The organism is Candidatus Hartigia pinicola, assembly GCA_020541205.1.
GTDB lineage: Bacteria > Pseudomonadota > Gammaproteobacteria > Enterobacterales > Enterobacteriaceae > Hartigia > Hartigia pinicola.
Genome location: CP048208.1, coordinates 86,376 through 108,047 on the forward strand (window position 1 = coordinate 86,376; position 21,672 = coordinate 108,047).

The 21,672-nt window shown below is 24.8% G+C and carries 6 protein-coding genes, 1 tRNA gene and 1 pseudogene; 7 read left to right on the plus strand and 1 reads right to left on the minus strand.

Features of this window, described 5'->3' with window-relative positions; all coding sequences use genetic code 11:
* Nucleotides 1-2,969: 2,969 nt before the first annotated feature.
* The 7 genes and pseudogenes from rnr (at nt 2,970) to GFV14_RS00235 (ending at nt 15,159) form a co-directional block, all read left to right on the plus strand.
* Nucleotides 2,970-5,415, plus strand: a pseudogene (rnr, locus tag GFV14_RS00205) (ribonuclease R).
* Nucleotides 5,416-5,556: 141 nt separating this feature from the next.
* Entirely contained in the window at nt 5,557-6,294 is a 738-nt protein-coding gene (gene rlmB, locus GFV14_RS00210) for a 23S rRNA (guanosine(2251)-2'-O)-methyltransferase RlmB (RefSeq protein WP_457914350.1), read from the plus strand.
* A gap of 214 nt (nt 6,295-6,508) precedes the next feature.
* On the plus strand, nt 6,509-6,901 hold the full coding sequence (gene rpsF, locus GFV14_RS00215) for a 30S ribosomal protein S6 (RefSeq protein WP_457914351.1): 393 nt from the start codon (nt 6,509-6,511) through the stop codon (nt 6,899-6,901).
* 2 nt (nt 6,902-6,903) lie between these two features.
* Nucleotides 6,904-7,221: a primosomal replication protein N gene (gene priB, locus GFV14_RS00220; RefSeq protein ID WP_457914352.1), complete on the plus strand. Its 318-nt coding sequence runs from the start codon at nt 6,904-6,906 to the stop codon at nt 7,219-7,221.
* A 4-nt stretch (nt 7,222-7,225) separates the two neighbouring features.
* Entirely contained in the window at nt 7,226-7,453 is a 228-nt protein-coding gene (rpsR, locus tag GFV14_RS00225) for a 30S ribosomal protein S18 (protein WP_457914353.1), read from the plus strand.
* Between the two features lie 46 nt (nt 7,454-7,499).
* Complete coding sequence (rplI, locus tag GFV14_RS00230) at nt 7,500-7,949, plus strand: 50S ribosomal protein L9 (protein ID WP_457914354.1); 450 nt, start codon at nt 7,500-7,502, stop codon at nt 7,947-7,949.
* 5,986 nt (nt 7,950-13,935) lie between these two features.
* The gene (locus GFV14_RS00235) at nt 13,936-15,159 is read left to right on the plus strand and encodes a phosphopentomutase (protein ID WP_457914355.1); all 1,224 of its coding nucleotides are present in this window, start codon (nt 13,936-13,938) and stop codon (nt 15,157-15,159) included.
* A 3,565-nt stretch (nt 15,160-18,724) separates the two neighbouring features.
* Here the strand turns inward: GFV14_RS00235 and GFV14_RS00240 are convergent.
* Nucleotides 18,725-18,798, minus strand: a tRNA-Pro gene (locus tag GFV14_RS00240).
* Nucleotides 18,799-21,672: the final 2,874 nt, after the last annotated feature.

The following is a 21,672-nucleotide window of genomic DNA, read 5'->3' on the forward strand; positions in this document are numbered from 1 at the left end:
TAGTTAATAAAGTAAATAAAAAATAAACTATACATTCAATGTTATCTACATATTAATATAGAAAATAATATTATTTTTTGCAGTTAAGTTTGTATAAATTTCCTCTGGAATATTTTATGTTATAGACAAAATATCTTACAAGTAAGTGTGAAGAATATTACATAATACAATGATATTATATCATCTATTAAGATATGATAATATTTTATATTATTTATAATAACATAATTAATAATAAATTTCTTTTTATTATAGTTACTCAATTGTATTTGAATAATTTGATCTTGCATTATAAAATTAAAATATAAATATCAATAAGAAAATTAATTGATTAAATATTAATATTTACTTACTTAGCAAGCAGTGATGTAAAATTAATAACTTTAATTTTGATCATGAATATATAATAATATTAATTATATAATAATATAAATTATTTTTTATTTTTTTATAGAAACATTTAAATGATATAAAAAGTTTTATTTTCGTTAGTGGTCAGTTGATAATTTATTAAATTTGTCTAAAATAGACATTATCACTACAAGATCTTTATACAAAAAAATTTTATAATAAAAGTTGTATATTAATATAAATTTATAAAATTAAAATTATATTTTATGAAAATTTTGAGTGAGTTGTGATTTTTTCATTAATATATTTATTGCTAATGAAATATTAGATCTATAAAAAGATTTATAATGTGATTTGATGCATAAAAATTAGAACTATAATATCTAAATTTAAAAAATCAATTAATAACTTTATTATGCGATTTTTATTTCATAAAGATTTTATTAAATATATACAAAATAATTATTACTTTAATGATATTAAAATAACTCGATTTTAATAAGTTTAATATTGACGATAGCATGAATGAATGTAAGTGAATAAAGTAAGTATTCTGATTGAGAAACAGTTTTTAATATTAAATACATTTTCATCAAAATTCACAGATAATGAAAATAATAATTCTTTGCATTATCTGTGGTCATAGTTTGGTACTATTGAAATCTCAGTATAAAATATGAAAAGAATTATGTATTATCTTGTTTGAAAAGTACTTTGTATAGTTAGTATTTATAGTTACGAAATAATTTAAGTTTTTGCAGTTTTTATAATATTACATCTTGTTTTTCTAAAAAATAATATTATTAATTTAGTGTTTGGTTAGTATATTCTATAATATGCGTACATATTTCACGGGTTTTTCTGAGTTTAACTCTAGTATTATCTAAAATAATGATTATGAGTATTTAACTGAACACCTTGGGTATAAAAAATTAATTTTTCAATATATATTAATTTTGTACTAGAGAACGATTATTTTGTAATATACAAATGATTATTGGTTATATTATAAGTTGTATTCTTATGTGTTATATTAAAACATCACCAAATTATTTTTTAAATTTTGATTAAATACGCTTATTTATTATTTTATAACTAGATTTTAAGAGATAAAAATATTAAAATATCCATTTCGTTAGCATTATCTTAATAATTACATGTTATCAAAAACCGTTTTATATTTATATATAAGTAGTATATTAAAATATTATATATAAAGTTTAAAGTGGTATATTTATTTGATAAATAAACATTATCAATCAGTTTGATATTAATTAAATTAATAAAGATTGGCAGCAGTTTTTTAAAATTAAAAAATACTAATTTTTTACACTACATTAATAATAAAATCGTAACTAAAATTAAGATTAGTAATATATATTTTAATATTGTTTATACATTTTAATAATTTTTATAAAATTTTATTGCGTATATACTAAGTGAGAAAGTTATTATACATTGAGTAAAGTAAAAGATAATATTAAATTTTGAGAAATATTTTAAATACTGTTCAATGTTAATGTATTGAAATATTCTTTGAAATAATCTGATGAATTTTTTAGACGATAATGAAAGCTATTTATTAAAATATCCCAAACCATGTAAGTGATTTTATTTTATATTTTATAGTTGCATGCGAAAAATATAACTTAAAATATGGCCAGTATAAAATTTTTTATCTTTATATTAAGTGTATTAAAATTTATCCAGTAAATATAAAATATATATCATATATTTTATACAACTATAGTGTAATGCTGCATATTTTATTTGTTGATATAAGGTGACGGCCTGTGAACTCAATACAAGATATAAAATTTTATATAGCAACAAATAATAACAAAATAATTATCGTTGAATAGTGTTTAGATCGTTTAATAAACTCACTTAAAGCTTACATAGTATACTTTTTATTTCACTATCATTACTTTCTTACTTATTTGAATCACATTTTTAATATATTTATAGAATAGTTTTTCTTGTCTTGTTTAGAAGTTTTTCTCATTATTTAGAGATGTATTATCATATTTTAAATTAAATTTAATATATATAGCTATATAAAATTTAAAGTATTTATATAAATTTTATTAAAAATATCTTAATTATTGTTTAAAAATTTTAGATGATAATGTAGTTGACGAATTTTACAAATTATGATTTTAAAGAATTGCATCTTGAAAATGTTTTTCTCTAAAAAAATAAAATAAGTAATATTACAAAAGTCACTAAAGTGAATTTTATCTCTTAAAATTAGATTGTAATAAGTATGCATTAAGTGTACCAACTTAATTAAGTAAAATAACTTAATTAAGTTGGTTGTTGATAAATGGTATGTAGAATAAAAATATGCCTGTTGTCAAACCTATTAAGGTTATTTGTATAAAAGTTATTTTAATATTGTTTAAGTCTCTTATAAAAGTAAATGTTAACAGAACAATGTACTATATTATATTGGTTACCATGTTCAAAATGCACTTTAATGAGGGAACACGTAACATTTAGAGTCAGTCAATAAATATACCTTGTTTAATATAATTAAAAATAATAACTCGCTTTACCAATTACTGACTTGATAGTCAGAACAGTAATAAACAATTCTGATAACAACGGAGGTAATAATGTTATATAATCCTTTTCAAGATCAAAAAATACAGGAATATGATCAAAAAATTCCTAGTAGAGAATTAATTCTTGAACTTTTATCTAAACGTACAAAACTAGTAAGTCGCGAAGAAATTGCACAATTATTAAATCTCTCTTCTAGAGAAGAGTTGGAAGCATTGAAGCGTCGTTTACGTGCGATGGAAAGAGATAGTCAAGTAGTTTTTACTCGCAGTCGATGCTATACTCTTCCAGAAAATTTAACTCTACTTAAAGGGAAAATCATTGCTCATCGAGAAGGTTATGGTTTTCTTCGTGTTGAATGCAAAAAAGAAGATTATTATCTATCACATGATGAAATGAAACGTGTATTACATGGCGATATAGTTTTAGCGCAATCTTACCATCACACTCGTAAAGGTCGTACTGAAGTACGTATCATTCGTGTGTTAAAGCCACGTAATAATCAAATTGTTGGCCGATATCTTATTAAATCTGGTATAGGCTTTGTAGTACCTCATGATAATCGGTTAAGCTTTAATATTTTTGTTCCAAAAGACCAAGTTAATACTGCTCATATTGATAATATTGTCGTTGTTGAATTGGTAACTCGCCCACGTCGTCATTCTCGAGCAGTAGGGAAAATTATTAAAGTACTTGGTGAAAGTATGAATGCGAGTGTAGCAGTAGATATTGCCCTTCGTACACATGAAATTCCATATTTATGGTCAACTCAAGTTGAAAAACAACTATCTGATTTCAGTGAGTATATACCTGAATCTGCTAAAAAAAACCGAGTTGATTTACGTCATTTGCCTTTAGTCACTATTGATTCTGAGGATGCGCGTGACTTTGATGATGCTGTATATTGCACTACAAAAAAAAATGGTGGTTGGCGCTTATGGGTAGCCATTGCAGACGTGAGCTATTATGTACGTCAGGATACTCCGCTTGATAATGAAGCACGTAGTCGTGGAAATTCAGTTTATTTTCCATTGCAAGTTGTACCGATGCTACCTGAAGTTTTATCAAATGGTTTATGTTCACTCAATCAAGGTGTCGACCGTTTATGTATGGTATGTGAAATGACAGTTTCAGCATCTGGTTATTTATCTTCATATAAATTTTATGAAGCGATTATGACTTCTTATGCAAGGCTGACTTACACTAAAGTATGGAAACTGCTACAAGGAGATTATGAGCTGAGAAAATACTATATATCCTTAGTGCCACATATTGAATCGTTATATAAGCTTTATCAAGTATTAGATGCAGCACGCATTAATCGTGGGGCTATTTCTTTTAAATCAGAAGAAGCAAAATTTATCTTTAACGCTGAAAATCGTATAGAGCGTATTGAGCCAGTAGTGCGCAATGACGCGCATAACCTGATTGAAGAATGTATGATTTTAGCTAATATTGCTGCTGCACGTTTTATTGAAAAAAATAAAGAGCCAGCTTTATATCGTTCGCATGATTTTCCGCAAAAAGATAGTATTATGAATTTACGTGCAGTATTTAATAAACTTGGCTTAATATTACCGGGTGGTACAAATCCTCAACCTAAAGATTATGCGCAGGTCATTCATGAAGTCTCTCAACGTCCTGATCACGAACTGTTACAAACTATGATTTTGCGTTCAATGAAACATGCAGTTTATGATCCTAAAAATCGTGGTCATTTTGGGCTTAGTTTAAAATCTTATGCTCATTTTACTTCTCCAATTCGTCGCTATTCGGATTTAACTTTACATAGGTGTATTAAATATTTATTAGTTAAAAAAAAGGGTTATAATAATAATTGTCAAACACATACTGGTGGTTTTCATACAAATATAGATAATATGGTTAATTTAGGTAAACATTGTTCATTGATTGAGCGACGTTCTGATGAAGCAACACGAGATGTAGTAGATTGGTTGAAATGTGATTTTATGCAAAATCAAGTCGGAAAAGTTTTTACAGGATTGATTACTAGTGTAACAGGTTTTGGTTTTTTTGTGCGTTTGCATAATTTATTTATTGATGGCTTAGTGCACCTTTCAACACTTAATGATGATTGTTATTATTATGACGCGGTTGGGCAACAATTAATTGGTGAGTTATCATGCACAACATATCGACTGTGTGATGAAGTTAAAATTCGTGTTGCAGCTGTGAATATGGATGAGAGAACTCTTGATTTTTCATTAATATCAACATCGCCTAAAGTGAAACATAAAGTCCAACTTTCTATGATGAAATAAAAAAAGAAATCAAGTATGTTGCTAAACCTGCACGTAATACATGTGATGCAATTAAAAAAAAATGTTAAATCAAATGCCGAATTTTACCGTTTAGACAAAAAGTAAAAATATTAATAACAATGTAAACTCAAAGGTTAAAAAATCCAAGATCTACAATAAAACAAAAGTACTGGTGATACTAAAAGTGAAAGATACAGCGAAAATGCTAATCTTATAAGAATAATTTGTTTTGCTTAATAACGAAAGTATTAAGGTGATGCCAGATGATTGATACTTAAAAGCTAGCAAAATCATTTTTAGTATTGTTAACAAACTTAAGTGGCGTGTATTATTTTTTTTAAAAATATAAAAGATATTTATGAGCGAAATCATTTATGGTATTCATGCAGTGAAATCCTTACTTAAACATGATATATCACGACTAAAAAAAGTATATATTTTAAAAGGGTGTAAAAATCGTCGTTTGATGTCAATTGTTAATGTAATTGAGGGTTTTGGAATAGTAGTTCAGATAGTCACGCGCCCATGGTTAGATGCGCAAACAGCAGGAGCTGTACATCAAGGGATTATTGCTAAGATATTACCTTGTCAACAATATCAAGAAGCTATTTTGCCTCATTTACTTAAAAATATAAAATTACCTTTCTTACTTATTCTTGATTGTGTTACTGATCCTTATAATTTAGGTGCCTGTTTGCGTAGTGCTGATGCAGCCGGTGTTCATGCGGTTATTGTACCAAAAGATAAATCTGCAAAACTTAATTCAACCGTTAAAAAAGTAGCATGTGGTGCAGCAGAAAGCGTTCCGCTAATTCGTGTAACTAACTTAGCGAGAACATTACGTTTTTTGAAAGATTATAATATTTGGATTATTGGAACAGAAGAGAAGGCGGATAATACTTTATCCCAAATTCAATTAACAGGACCGGTAGCAGTAGTTATGGGGTCTGAGGGTAAAGGTCTTCGCCGTTTGACGCGTCAACATTGTGATGACCTTATAAAAATCCCAATGTTAGGAAGCTCTTCTTCTTTAAATATTTCTGTTGCAACAGGGATTTGCTTATTTGAAGTGGTACGTCAGCGTGCAATGAATTAATGAACACAAAAATAATTACATAATCATATCTGAAGTGCTTTTAAATTGTCTTTAAATAGAAAATGAATAGATATATTATCGTTATCACTTGTATTTTTTTTAGAGATAGATATAGTGAAGGAATATTTTATCCGAACTCAATAAGTTCCTTGCCTCTACAGACTATAATAAATTCTTATAAGAGGCTGAAAATCCGTAAGGAGCAAAACTACTAATGCGTCATTATGAAATCGTTTTTATGGTTAATCCTGACCAGAGTGAACAAGTTCCAGAAATGATAGATCGTTACAGCTCTACAATTATTGCTGAAAAAGGACATGTGCACCGTTTAGAAGATTGGGGTCGTCGTCAATTAGCTTATCCACTTAATAAACTGCACAAAGCTCACTATGTATTATTTAATGTAGAAGCTCCTAAAACAGCGATTGATAAATTAGAAACTTATTTTCGTTTTAATGATGCTATTGTTCGTAGTATGATAATACGTGTTAAACATGCGATAACAGAAGTTTCTCCAATGATTAAAGTGAAAGACGAACGTCGCAGCAAAGAACTTCCTGATGAATATCATGAAGAAGAAACGAGAGACGCTGAAGATTCATCGTGAATATGTTAACTAATTATTTAGTACTAGCAGGCACTGTTAGAAAGGGATTAATTAGACACACAAGTCCATCAGGTATCCCTCATTGCTACTTTGTTCTTACACATCGCTCAGAACAATTTGAAGGCGGATTCGCTCGGTATGCATGGTGCAGAATGCCTATTGTTGCAAGTGGGAAAATCTTACAATCGTATACTTGCTATATAACGGTCGGCAGTCGAATTACAGTGACTGGTTTTATTAGTACTCATGAAGGACGTAATGGACTGAATAAATTAGTGCTTCATGCCGAGAAGATTGATCTAATAGATTTGGGAGAATAGATAGATGGTACGTTATTTTCGTCGTCGCAAATTTTGCCGTTTTACCGCGGATGGTGTTAAAGAAATTGATTATAAAGATATTGCTATGTTGAAAAATTACATCACTGAAAGTGCTAAAATTGTACCAAGCCGTATCACAGGTACTCGTGCAAAATATCAGCGTCAACTCGCTTGCGCTATTAAACGTGCGAGATATTTGTCTTTATTGCCATACACTGATCGTCATCAGTAATTAGCAGTTAGTATATTCTGTGAATAAAATTTTAAAGGATAATGTAATGCAAGTAATTCTTCTTGATACAATAGCTAGTTTAGGTACGTTAGGCGAACAGGTTCATGTTAAATCAGGCTATGCTCGTAACTATTTAGTGCCGCAGGCTAAAGCTGTAATTGCTACTAAGAAAAATATTAAATTCTTTGCAGCTCGTCAAACCGCACTAGAAACTAAGTTATTAAACATTTTAACACTTGCAAAAGATCGTGCAGAAAAAATTACTGAGATAGGTTCTATTACTCTATCAGCTAAAGCTGGTGATGAAGGTAAATTATTTGGTTCTATCGGTGCTCGTGATATTGCTTCTGCAATTACTGCGGCAGGTATTTCAATTTCTAAAAGTGAAGTACGTTTGCCAAATGGTGTTTTACGCACCATTGGTGATCATGTAATTCGCTGCCAGTTACATAGCGATGTTTTTACCGAACTGAACGTTAGTATTATTTCTGAATAACTAATAATAATTGCACTCTATGGATTGAAAAGTATAAGTGCTAGTATTTTAGATGTTTTGTTCTTACTTAAATTTTTATTTTATACATACTACGTATAATTATATTGATAATATTTGTGAGTGAATTTTATCACAACAATTTACGAATCTAAAAGTTATTTTATCTAGTTTAAATAATTCTAATAACTTCACTTCATTGTGGTGATTTATTTTCAATGTCATTTTAATTTTTTATAATTCGTTTAGTATTTTTTATACTTTTAACATGTTTATTATAAATTTATTATTGTCATAGCAATGATTATCTTGCAATCACTGTACAACTATTTTTATTGTTATGTTTAGTGGTTTTTTTGCTTGTTTTAAAAAGAGTGACTGTTTTATTGTTTTGATGTCTAAGTGTCAAAATGTATTTACTGAAGTATTGAACTTTAGTTGTTCACTATATATTATTGTTACTTAAAATACTATCATATCTCATAAATCTTAACGCTGAGCATATATTTTGTACAATATAAATCAAGTTAATAAACAGTAGCCATTGCATGATAAATAATATCGTAGTTAATAAATAATACTTATTTTGCGTAATCAATCGAGTTATAAAACGATTAATATAATTTTAAAATAGTACTTGTATGAAGTGAAGTGATCATATCAAATTTATTATATATTTTAATTAGTTTTTAAAATATTATGTTTTACAAAATAAAAACTTACTGAGTAAATTTTATTCTAATATTGATTTAGTTTATTTATTGTATTTCCGATGATACTGATACACGAAAGTATTAATCAGTTTTTAAATTGATTGTCTAAGATGTTTTGACATCTTTTATACTTACTACAACCTGGTTTATCTTCTTGAATTAGTCTTGCGGTAAAATTAAAATGCTTTTTAACATATAAATAAGTTTTTATTGCTTTAGTTGACTAAAGTAATGCGTGTTCAATTATCTCGTGAAGTTTTATTAACTAAATTTAGAATAATATTCTATACAATATATTTTAGGAGAAAATATAATATTTTTGACAGACAGTAGAAATAATATTAGGTTTAATATAATTTTACTGCAACTCATAAAGAAAATTTTTAACATTTTTAAGATGAACGTTTAAAATGGTGATAATAATAAATTTAGAATATATTGAAGTTTTCTATTTTTAATGTAAGAGCATAAGTTGAAGTTACGAATATTATTGTTAATCATTAATCGACTATCATGAATATAAATTATTTTTTGAAAATTGATATAAGCGCATGAAGTAATGACTGGCACTTTATTTAGTATTTTAAAATATAATCATTTTATTCATTAGTTTACAATAATAAAATTTTTCAGTTATGAACTTGGTTAAGAAATATTTTTAATATTTAAAAATATTTTTTTAACAATTATAGCGTATACCAATTAGTAAGGGTATCTGTGTTGGATTTTTTGTATTTTTATATATCTTTAAAGTGATTATGAATGAAAATAAGTCTTAGTCATGCTTGAGAAAAAATTATTATATATTATATTCTTCTAATCTTTAGAAAGAGAATTATTCGTAACAAGAAATTCTTTTGAGATAGTTGTGAAAACTTTCAATAAATTTTTGCATTTAAGATAATGACGGGGTGATTTTATGGGTGACGTCGCATTAATAAATTGTCAGTAAGACAATAAAAGACTTGTATATGTTCAGAACATGTTAATGCATATAGTCACTCAAAAGATACATACGTTTAGATTTATGTATTATATACTGAAGATAATCAGTAAGAGTACAATATTAAATGAACTGCATAAAATGAATGAAATTTTTAAATATTTAATTATCTGGATTATCTTCAGTAATAAGAAAATAGTCGCCAGATACTCCATATAGATACGATTTAAATTTTAGTTTTTGTCTTGTAATATCATATAATTATCAATATCAAGAATAGCTTTCTTAATATTTTATTTTTATTTCATTAGATTTTTTACTCTTTAATAACTTTTTAATATAAATGTGCTTAATCTTCTAGTCTAACACTAGATGTGCAACTATAATAGAATCCATCAGTGTTAGTGGAGAAATATTAGCATCATTATGATACATTAATGTATTGAATAATCTACGAATTCTTGTGTGAAAATAGTAAATAACGATAATATGTATCGAACATAATATTATGATATATTTATAGAAGACTTATTTTTATTATTTACTTAATGTATTTATTACGGATACCGTAGTCTAATCTAAAAAATAACAAAAGTTTCTTCCGTTATGAAATAATGTTAAATTTTCTATATGATCATTTTTACTGCATTATTTGGTTCTACGGTGTTATTGAATCATCGTATCGAACATAGGTTCCATATTACTATGTGTGATTATACACCTTAGCTATAAAGTATTATTATATTTGTATGTTATCTAGGATAAAAATATTGAACAGTACCTCGGTTGTTCATTTTTATTACATTATACTTAATCATATAAAGTCAGTGAAGATTTTTATAAATTTTCACTGATAGTAAAAAATAAATATATTTTTCATGTCAATGACGCATAATATTTGTTTATGTGATTAGTGTAATAACTTAGAGATTTAATGGCAGATTAATAAATTGCATCATCGAAATAGTTTTAGTAAGTGTATGAAAAGTTGTACATAAATTTTACAGTTAGCGTATGAAAGAGAAGTTGAATATGTTTTTTCATTAATCGCGATATTTAGAGAAGTTGTTTTGTTTCAGTTTGTTAAAGGTAATTTTTACAATTTGTTTACTTAGTATAAAAACGTATATAGATTATTTATATTAACTTTTAAGTAAAATTTCTATTAATTTTAGCGCTGTTCACTCTTGCATTCAGGCATTCAACACTTACTTGAGTATAGTATGATTTTAAATAAGTTTTAATGGTATTATTTGAAGTTAATTAAAAATATTACAATGATTTATGTTTGTTTATTTTTCTCATTAGTTTTATAAAAAAATACAGAAGCTTGCTAAATTAACTATTATGATTTCAGTTGAAACAAATGGATTCAGTATTTATTTTTAATTAAAAATCTTAATTATCACTAATATGACTGACGTTTTCGATATAAATAACGTGATTTTGGTGAGTTTAGATTATTTAAATTCTTTTCTTTCGATTCGTGACTTTTAAACTTAAAATAGTTTTTTTAAAAATTGTTTACATCTAAAGATTAAAAATGTTCTATCGGAGTAAGATAAGTTCTATAATAAAAAAATCTTTAGAAATATTTTAATAAAATAAATATTGTTTCTAAGGAAATCCCAATACATATTTTTCTTAAATTTCAATTTTAATAAAATATATTTTATATTTCATCACATCTCTAAATGTTGTTATTAAGACAATCGTTAATTAAGACAATCGTTAAATAATGATACGAGAAGGCTATATCATCTATTATACTTTTCACTATTAGAAAAAGAGACGTTAGAAATAGATTATATTTATTTAGAATAAACATTAAAAAGTTAGTTTAGAAGTTTTTTTAGTAATAGATAAAATGAGAATAATATTTATGATCATCAATTCATAAAATATTACAAACATAGATAAAGCTCATAAAATAATATAATCTAGGTAAAATATTTTCAATATAAATAATCATTTACAGTCATACATTAAAATAAATTTCAAATAATTATAATAATAAGACATTTTATTAACAAAAACTGTATTTTAATAGCGTGTAGACTATGATTAATTGTTTTTTGAAAAAAAATAATTGTACGTCAGTAACAAAGATTAAATATTTTAAAATATGTGTATTGCATTTTTGGGAAAATAATTACAATAAGGAAATATAATTAACTCTAGATTTTTAGAGTCACTTACTACATCAAGAATTCTCGCAGACATATACAATCCAATAGAAAACGTCGCTGAACATACAATAAATACTAATGTTTTTTAAAGTATAACTCTTGATTTTGTTAATTTATCATTAATTTTGTACTATTTTTTTAAAAAATACTGTAGAGATGTTACATTCTTATATCGTACCTGAATGCTTGGATGATTTAGTGATTATCTAGAAAGATTTTGGATAGAGAATCTTCTATTGTTCTGAGATAATTTATATAAAATTCAAAATCTTGTGATTTGATATTTATACAGATAATTCAGATTAATGATTTACAAGATATATTTATTACTTCTAGATTCGAAAAAATTTTAAAAACACTTTTTAATATCACTAGTTGTATTACTTAAGTTTATTTTATTAATAACAAGATAATTGTAAATAAAATGCCGCTAATATAATTTTCTAAATTATTAGTAGGAAGAAGTGATAGATGAACTATTAATGCTATATATTTTCTCTGTTGGAAAAAAGAGTTGTAATATAGAATAATTTACTAAAATAGCACTAAAAAGCCATAGAGACTATACGCTATCTTTCTGTATAAAACAACATAGTAATATTAGATTAATATATAGAAGACAGATATTGAAATATCTTTGAATATTATCTATATTTATTACTATTTTTATAGTAAAGAAGTATTTTGTAATAAATTAACACTACTGCATTTAATAAATATGTGAGTGTATCACGTGTCTCCATTAAAAGAATATGAGGACTTAGTATGCATGATCTAAAAATTTTCATTGTATAATTATTGTTTTTTCGGGTATATTTCACATCTACAAAATATTTTTTATTTAAGATGCAGAGTATTAATGTATCTTTTTGTTTATTTTTAGTTTTTGTTTTTGTGTGTGTATGCAGTGAATATTCTATATTTACTATGCTTCTTGTATAATATCGTAATTCTTTTTCACATATTGTCATCTTTTCTATTGGTTTCGACCTTATGCATAATGGTATATGTATTACTGATTATAAAACTGACATTGGTATTTATGCTGTGTTTAATAAAAGCTGAAGCATGATATTTTTGATAATTGCTATGTTAGGATTGATTAAATATTTTAAAGTTTAAAATAGCAAGATATTATTACTGATTTTAGGAAATTGACTGGTAGAGTATAGTGCTAAGTTAATAATTTTGTGAGAATATATATTGTAGTAAATAAAATACATTCAATCTTAACTATGTTAAGATTTGAGTTTTAGTAATTGAACAAGAAAAATTACTTTATTAAAGTAATTTTTAATCAAGATTAATTATTATAGATTTTGATAATTCCGTTTTGCACATTTAAAAATAATGAAGTGTGAAACACTTTCAGTGATCTTTGAGACTCCAATGCTCGAAAGTTTAATGAATTTTAAAGACAAGTTAACTTAAGTTTTAGTCATTAATATTATGTATTAGAAAAATATTAATTTTTGCAGTATCTTAATAAAATATAATATTTCACAGATTACACAATCAATAGTATTGCTGATTCATACAATAGATCTAAAATGACAATTGTAACAAAAATAATGCCTCATATATACTATATAAATCATGTATATTTCTATATTTAAATATATTAGTTTAAAGTATTATCTTTAAAAGTAAAAAATAATATTTATCAAAATTAATACATTTTACTAGTGCTAACATAATGCTAGAAATTTTTTATTTTATATTTCAACCAAAAAGTTCTAGTTTATTTTATTAACAAATAAAATATTCATTTATCATTTTAAAACATAACGTAGTCTATATGGACATATCTATCATTCTGATAATAATAGATAGTTGAGAATACATTATGTTTTTTGATATTCTTCTTTAGTTCGTGTTAGCACAGTTTTTAATATTGTGTAGAAAATTAGTATAAATAGCATTACAGTATTGTTTTTACTTTCAGACAGAAAACTTTCTGTAAATGATTTATTTAAATAGTAAAGTTTAGGAAGAATTAAACGTAAAGTAAATATTTCTGATAGTGTTTAATAAAAAAATATGACAATATACAAAATATTTTATTTTAAAATTAGTGAGTAATTTATAAAAGAAAAATTATCAGTGATATATTTTTATTGAACACTATAACTGAATGGAAGGTCATGAAACGTATATTTATAATAGTTTTAGATTCTCTAGGAATCGGTGGGGCAAGTGATGCGTATAAATTTGATGATGAAGGTTCAAATACATTAGGTCATATTGCGGAAGTTTGTGGACGTTCTGAGGCAAATAAAGGTCGTAAAGGTCCATTAAAGCTGCCTAATTTAATGAACTTAGGTTTAGGTAAAGCGGCAGAAGAGTCTTGTGGTAAATGTCTTGTTAATTTTGATTATAAGACAAAGATTATCGGAGCTTATGCTTACGCAAGTGAGCTTTCTTCTGGAAAAGATACATTATCAGGTCATTGGGAAATGGTAGGGGTCCCAGTTTTATTTAATTGGGACTATTTTATTAATGATACAAATAGTTTCCCCAAAGATTTATTAGATATTATCTTGAAACGTGCAAAGCTTCCAGGTTATTTAGGGAATTGCCACTCATCTGGTGTAGTAATTTTAGATCAATTAGGTGAAGAGCATATAAAAACAGGTAAACCTATTTTGTATACATCTGCTGATTCTGTATTTCAAATAGCGTGTCACGAAGAAAAATATGGTTTAGATAAATTGTATGCTGTGTGTAAAATTACGCGTGAAGAGCTAAGTAAAAGTAATTACAATATTGCTCGTGTTATTGCGCGCCCATTTATTGGTGATCAAGTAGGGAGATTTAAACGCACAGGGAACCGTCATGATTTTTCTGTGAAACCAACAGAAATAACAATCCTTCAAAAATTAGTTGAAGAAAAACAAGGTGAAGTTGTTTCTATCGGTAAAATTACAGACATCTATGCTGATGTAGGTATTACAAAAAAAATAAAAGCAACGGGAATTAATGCTTTATGTGATGCATCTGCTAAAGAGATGAAAATAGCTGGAGATAAAACTATTGTTTTCACAAATTTTGTTGATTTCGATTCGGTTTATGGTCATAGTCGGGATGTTTCAGGTTATGCTGCTGCATTAGAATTATTTGATCGTCGCTTTCCTGAACTCCTGTCTTTAGTAAAAGAAAATGATCTTTTGATCATTACCGCTGATCACGGTTGTGATCCTACTTGGAAAGGTACAGACCATACTCGTGAACATATCCCTATTTTGCTTTATGGTTCTAAAGTAAAACCTGGATCATTAGGCCATCGTGAAACATTTTCAGATATCGGTCAGACTATTGCTAAATATTTTGATTTATCACCTATGAAATATGGTAAATCAATGATTTAATTATTAAAAATATAGTATACATAGAAGTCGATTACTACTTTATTTTTCTCTGCTATATAGTATATTTTTTTTATAGAGTCTTATTAATAGTTACTATTATTATTAGATAGTAATACTCATAATTCATGTTAATAATTTCATATGTATTTTAATCTAACTTATTTATAAAATATCTTATGGAATATTTTTATAAATATTGTTAATGATAAAGATGTTTGTAATATATTAAGTGTTATTAGTGTTTAGAAAAATTATTAAACTTTTTGCATACATAGAAATACCCTGGTGTTTTATGTAACAACAAGCACGGAGTTTGGTGTAATATCTATTTCTTGTGATAACTTAGTGTGTACGACTGTTAGAGTGAAAGTTTAAGTAAGTAAATATTTGTATTGATAATCTGTTCTATTCTGATGTGTATTATTTAGAAATTCTAATATATTTCACTAAAATCTACTGTATTTGTGGTTTTAGTATAGATTAACTAATCTAGTGTCTTTTTTTAACTTGTTGTGTATGAAAACATATTAAGAAGTGAAGAAACTATTTTGTTGAGTCTCAAATTATATTTCATGAAATAATTTAAATTGAAAAAAATAATTTTATTATAACAAATCAGTTATTTAGTCAAAATTTTATTTGACTGTATTTACTCTTTTATTTTAAATTAATAAGATTATCTATACAGATTACTATTTAATGTTTACTGAGTTAATGTACTGAACAGATATAAGAAGTACAGTATAAATAATATTATTTTACTAGAATATTATCCGAACATTGCAGTTATTAGCATTTGTAATAGCTTTGCTATTAAATTACGTAGACTCTAATTTTGTAATTCGTAATAAAGAAAGATATCATTTTTAGTAAATATTTATTATTAATATTTAATTGCTTATTATTGAGTACAAAACAGTAATTTCAGCCGTTTAGTTAAGTAAATAGTTAATAGTTTAATCAAAATCTTTGCTAATAATCGTAGATTATTTTAAATGGTTATTAATTAAGTATGTTAAGTAATAGTCTAGATATTTATTATTATAATGATTATTATCACCAATTTGCATACTTATATTAAGGTTGTTGTCTGCATGCTACATATATCTTTATATAACTTAGTGTTTTAATTTTATTTTATATGTTATCAAGGTGCTTGAATGTAATAAATTTTTAATAGATCTTTATGATCTGAGCTTATTTTTGTGTAATTAATGTCAGTAAATGATAGTTAGCGTATTTATTAAATTAAAATTATAGCTATCAGTACTCAATTAATTAAACTTATTTGTAAATTTTATATGATTATTTTATTTTTTAAAATCACATGTTCATCGTTAATTATTATTGATAATTATAAAATTGAAAAAATTTTAAATTACTATATCGAGTGTATCTCATGTCGTTCATAAAATATTAATTTTCTTTTACATTTTTTTTAAAAGTACAAGTTTTTCTGAACACGATTCTGTGCTAATAGTTTAAAATTACTTGATGTGCCATTATGCTTATTCGTCAGTTGTCAATTCATTTTGTTTCTGGTAATTTTTAGATGTAAAATTTTATAAATCTTTTTTATTTTATGTAATTAGCTGAAAGATATTCGTTATTGCATTATTATTTCTTTTTTATAATTTAATTTTTTGATACAATAAATGTTTTACTTTAATCTTTTTAAGATATGAGTACGTATTATCTTCATTGTATTTAACTGAAGATGATATAATACAATGATTTAAATCTATTGAATATAATACTATTTATATTCACTAAATCTTCGATTTATTAGCTTGTGATTAAGTTTTAACCTTTAGTATTAATACAACTTTCCGTGCTTAACAAAATACTTATACAACTATAATAGTTGATAGCAATCTGTATTTTTAATTTTAGAGATCTTTTTAATAATGAATTTCATTATTATGTTAATGGTTTTGTAAAAATTTTTATGAGGTAAAAATGGCTGATTGAAAATTTTATATTACTGTAAAAAATACCATGAAGTATCTCTTACTTACATTTTTAGCTTAAAAGTTAAATATATGACCTGGATGTGTATCATCTATAAAGATGTAATTATGAATTGCATATAGATAGTATGACAAAATCTTTAGAGTGCAACGTTATTCCATAAAAATTGATTTTATTATGATTTTATAACATCTTTCCTTTACACCCTCTTGAACAGATAGAATTGTAAAACACATTTTTAACACTAAATCTAACCAATATTACCTAAAAATTATTATACTTTTTATAAAATTTTATAGAAATCATAATTATATAGTGTAGTTATGTATGAAAAATTTTATTACTAATTAGTAATTAGATATTTAAATTATAATAATATTAAAATCAGCAAGTGAATCTAGTTAATGTAACGTATAACTAGGTAAAGTAAGATTGATTGTAAAGAGCATAAAAATATTTATTGAAACTATCCTAATTTTAGGCATGCAGTTATGGTGGATATGCTAAATAAATCAAATAAACTTTCAAAAGTTTTTTATGCATCATTATGATAGTGATGTATTCGAATATTACATTCTTATTTTTTCTGTTCAAAGTGATTGTTTAAGTTATGATCTTCAGAAAAATTTAAGATGTTAATAGAGTGAGTAATTGCTTAATAACTAATTAGTTTATGATATCTTAACTACTATTATGTAAGTATTATATTGAGTGCATGTAAATTAGTACGTGCTATAATTTGAAATGAAATTAAGAAACTTTAGACAATAGGGCGTAAAACTTTTCATTTATCAAGATAGCATCGGTCTTAAATAAAAATATAATGTAAATACAGAAATTTGATTATTATAGAAACGCAAATTTCAACTGTTACTTTATAATCTATATTACTCATTACTTGAAACTGAATGATCAGTATTACTAGACATTTCGTATATATCGTTTTAAAATATTTAATTCACCAAAGAAAATTAATGATATATATTATTGATAGTCAATTAAATATTGACCAAACATCATTCAGTGTATGAGTTTATGAATTCATTATCTGTTATAATAATATGAGTAATAATTTCAGAGTATATAAATGACTTACCAAGTCAGTAATTTATTCATTGTCACTTACTAATTTATTTTCTATTTTTTTGACTAATTTAATTAAACATCGAGAAGTAATTGAAAGATCTAGTGATTTGAAAATATAAAATTACATTGAGGAAAATTAAATCGAGGTGAGTATAATATGATATTTATAGATCTTTAATATGCGTTATTTTAAATATAATAAATAGATATTAGCTATTTTACCTATGTGTAAAATTATTTATAATGACGAAAATATAGACTTTATCCTTATCAAAAATCATAATAAAATTAAGATAAAATTTAAAATAATTAAAACTTTAATGCAATAATATTTAAACTTACAATATTTTTGTAGCTAAAATATCTTATCAAATAAAACGATATTGGATCAATATGTATCAAAACATGCTGTAATTTATTTGGTTACAATTTATCATTTGTAATTAATAAAATCATAAAATTCATATGATTGATATATCTTACCTTAATAATAGTTTTTAGTATTTTGTCGGCGAGAGAGGATTTGAACCTCCGACCCACTGGTCCCAAACCAGTTGCGCTACCAAGCTGCGCTACTCGCCGAAAATAGTATAAATCGTACTGTGACTAGTTATTTCAGTCAAGATATTTTTATTATATTTAGTGATATATTATATCATTTTATTAGCTAGATGTAATCTTTTATTAATTATCTTTTTAAAAAAAATCAACATTTATAGGTGTTAGTATATAAAAATTTCATCGTAAATTGATGTGGTGATGTTTAATAACAAATCTTTCTAGTTATCACTCTATTATTATAATAGAGAGGTGAAAAACGTTTAATCACAATGCGCGTAGTTAACTAAATATAATTAAATAATTAATACAAACTACTTTATTTTATCTGTACTAATTATCTTAATGAAAAGATATATATTTCTTTAGATAAGTAGAAGTAATATAAACAAAACGTTTCTGACTTATATTATATAACCGTGAGATGAATTTTTAATGCAATAATACGATCGGTTAGTTTAACTTATTGTACTGTTTTGCAATATACTTTTAAAGTAAGTATAAGATTTTTTTATAAAAAAACATTAAAGATAATTATTTACACAAGTTCTATTAATGCTATGAATTACTCATAGAATTAATATAGTTTAAAAATATTTAAATACGTTAATTTCTTTTTATGAAGAAAACATACTTCTCTGTGAGAATGTACAAGATGTTTCTATGTTATTATAGATTCTCAACATTAATTTTCAGTAATATTTGCTTTTCTATAAATGTTTTTTAGAAAGAATAATATATATTATTCTTTCTAAGTATTACAGCTATTAGATACGTAGTTGGTTAGTTTTCTGAAGTGAATTATAAATATTCTTAGATCGGTTTTTGTGCTAAATATATAAATAATATTATTTTGCAATTATTAATAAACTGCAAGTTTTCACACTAAGGATATATCTTATTAAAGGATTATAATACAATTCAATAGTTTTCTGTATTAATTGTGAGATTCAGTGAAAGATTTTAGGTGTATCTAATAATATCAAACAAAATAAGTTATTTTTAAAGAAAGAAAATCATCTAGCAGATTTACTTAGCATAAGTTATGAGCATGTCTTCAGAGTGTATGTAGATAGAATTTATATAGGTGAACCCATGACGAATAATGTTTATTATTACATATTGTAAAATATTTTTGAGATAGCATAGGAAAGTACACTGTATATTCTTGATATTATTTATCTAGCGTTAAGTCTTGAAATCTGCATTTGAATGGATTAATAACGTATTATTAAATGTACAGTAACTATATAAGAAGCATTTCAATATGAATCGTCACTTGATAAATTTAGAATGTATTGTTTTTATGTATAAGAAATTAAAAATCTCTAGGGATTTCTATATTTTTAAGTTTAGAGAGATGATTAAGTTTTTTAAAATGCGTATCACTAGTAGCTAATATAGTTTGTATGATGTACTGATACTGTTGAAATATATTATTAATTTTAAATTCAATGTGATAGTAAAAATTAAAAGTCATCAAACATATATTTAACAATATTACTTAATATATTTTTTATTAATCACCTGTATGTTATTAATATATCCATTCTTTTTTTAGTTTTAATTAAATTATCTTGATAGAATTTTTAAGATAATCTATAAAATTAATATTTTATTTTCTTAGGAATCTGTGAAATATTACAGATATTTACTTAAGTATTCATTAAACGAAAATATAACTAATATATTAGTTATATGCAGGTTAGATTCTGCATAAGATAGTTATGTTTCTGTTTTTTAAAGATCATAACAATATTTTAATATATTGCTATGATGAGAATTCTACACGCTATTACACATTGCGTGTTAGTAATATTAACATGATATATGTCATTAAATTATATTATGTTAGTAGGTTTTGTATGTAGCAAGATTTAAATCTATATGGATATTATTTGTTACTTAAAGTAATAATATTTTTAAGTGATTAGTTTTATCGCATATAGTATTTATTTATATTAAAATAAAAGTATGTGAACGTGATAACTTATATTTTAATTTTTTATGATAGCTCTTTGCTCAGAAAATATAGCGAATGTTTTTTAAATTTTCTATAGTTAAAACACGACAGGTAATTTAACTATGCAGTTATTTTTAGATAGATTATCATTTATAATTTTACTTATAGTCAGGGTAAGTACTTTCACTAGCATAAAGAAACGTCTGATTTAGTTAATGACTAGTGATAAATCTTTTATTTTTTAAAGAATATAAATTACTGACTTTAATTTTCAATTATCAGCTCGATGGGATCCATCAATAAAGGTAATAAGATAACAAGAGCTTTTTATCTTTAAAGTTAGATTTCAATTATATTAGCGACTAATAATGTTACTATATCAAAAGAATACATACAATAAGTATGTTATTATTTAAGCGAATGTATTCATTAATCAACAATTTTACCAGTAAATTATTGCGTATATTGATCAGAAATTTTTTAATGCACTCTAGTAATTGCACGCACTAAAATAACTAATAATTTTTATTAGTCTTAAATCAGTCAAATTAATAAATCTTAATAATGTAATTATGCGCTTATTTTTTAGGTGCCTGCATGAGTTAATCAATTCTATCAAAATCAGAATAAATATTCTACTCATATTTTGAATTCTAGGATCTAGCTAATATATTAATAAATAAGTAATTGTTAAAGTGAAATAGTGAGCAAGGTTTTAAATTAGTTGAGTGAATTTGTTACTCATGTTTGTATTATTTATTGACTTTCGTTAAAGCGCTTTCTGAACATTCTGTATTTTGTGTATAAAGATTTTATAGCAAAAAAGTTTGAGAATGATGTCGACTAGATAAATGTTATAAATTATAATAATCCTTTAATCATTCTCAAGAGAGAAAGAATTTTATTTCTTTATGAAGAAGCGAAATAAGCTTTAA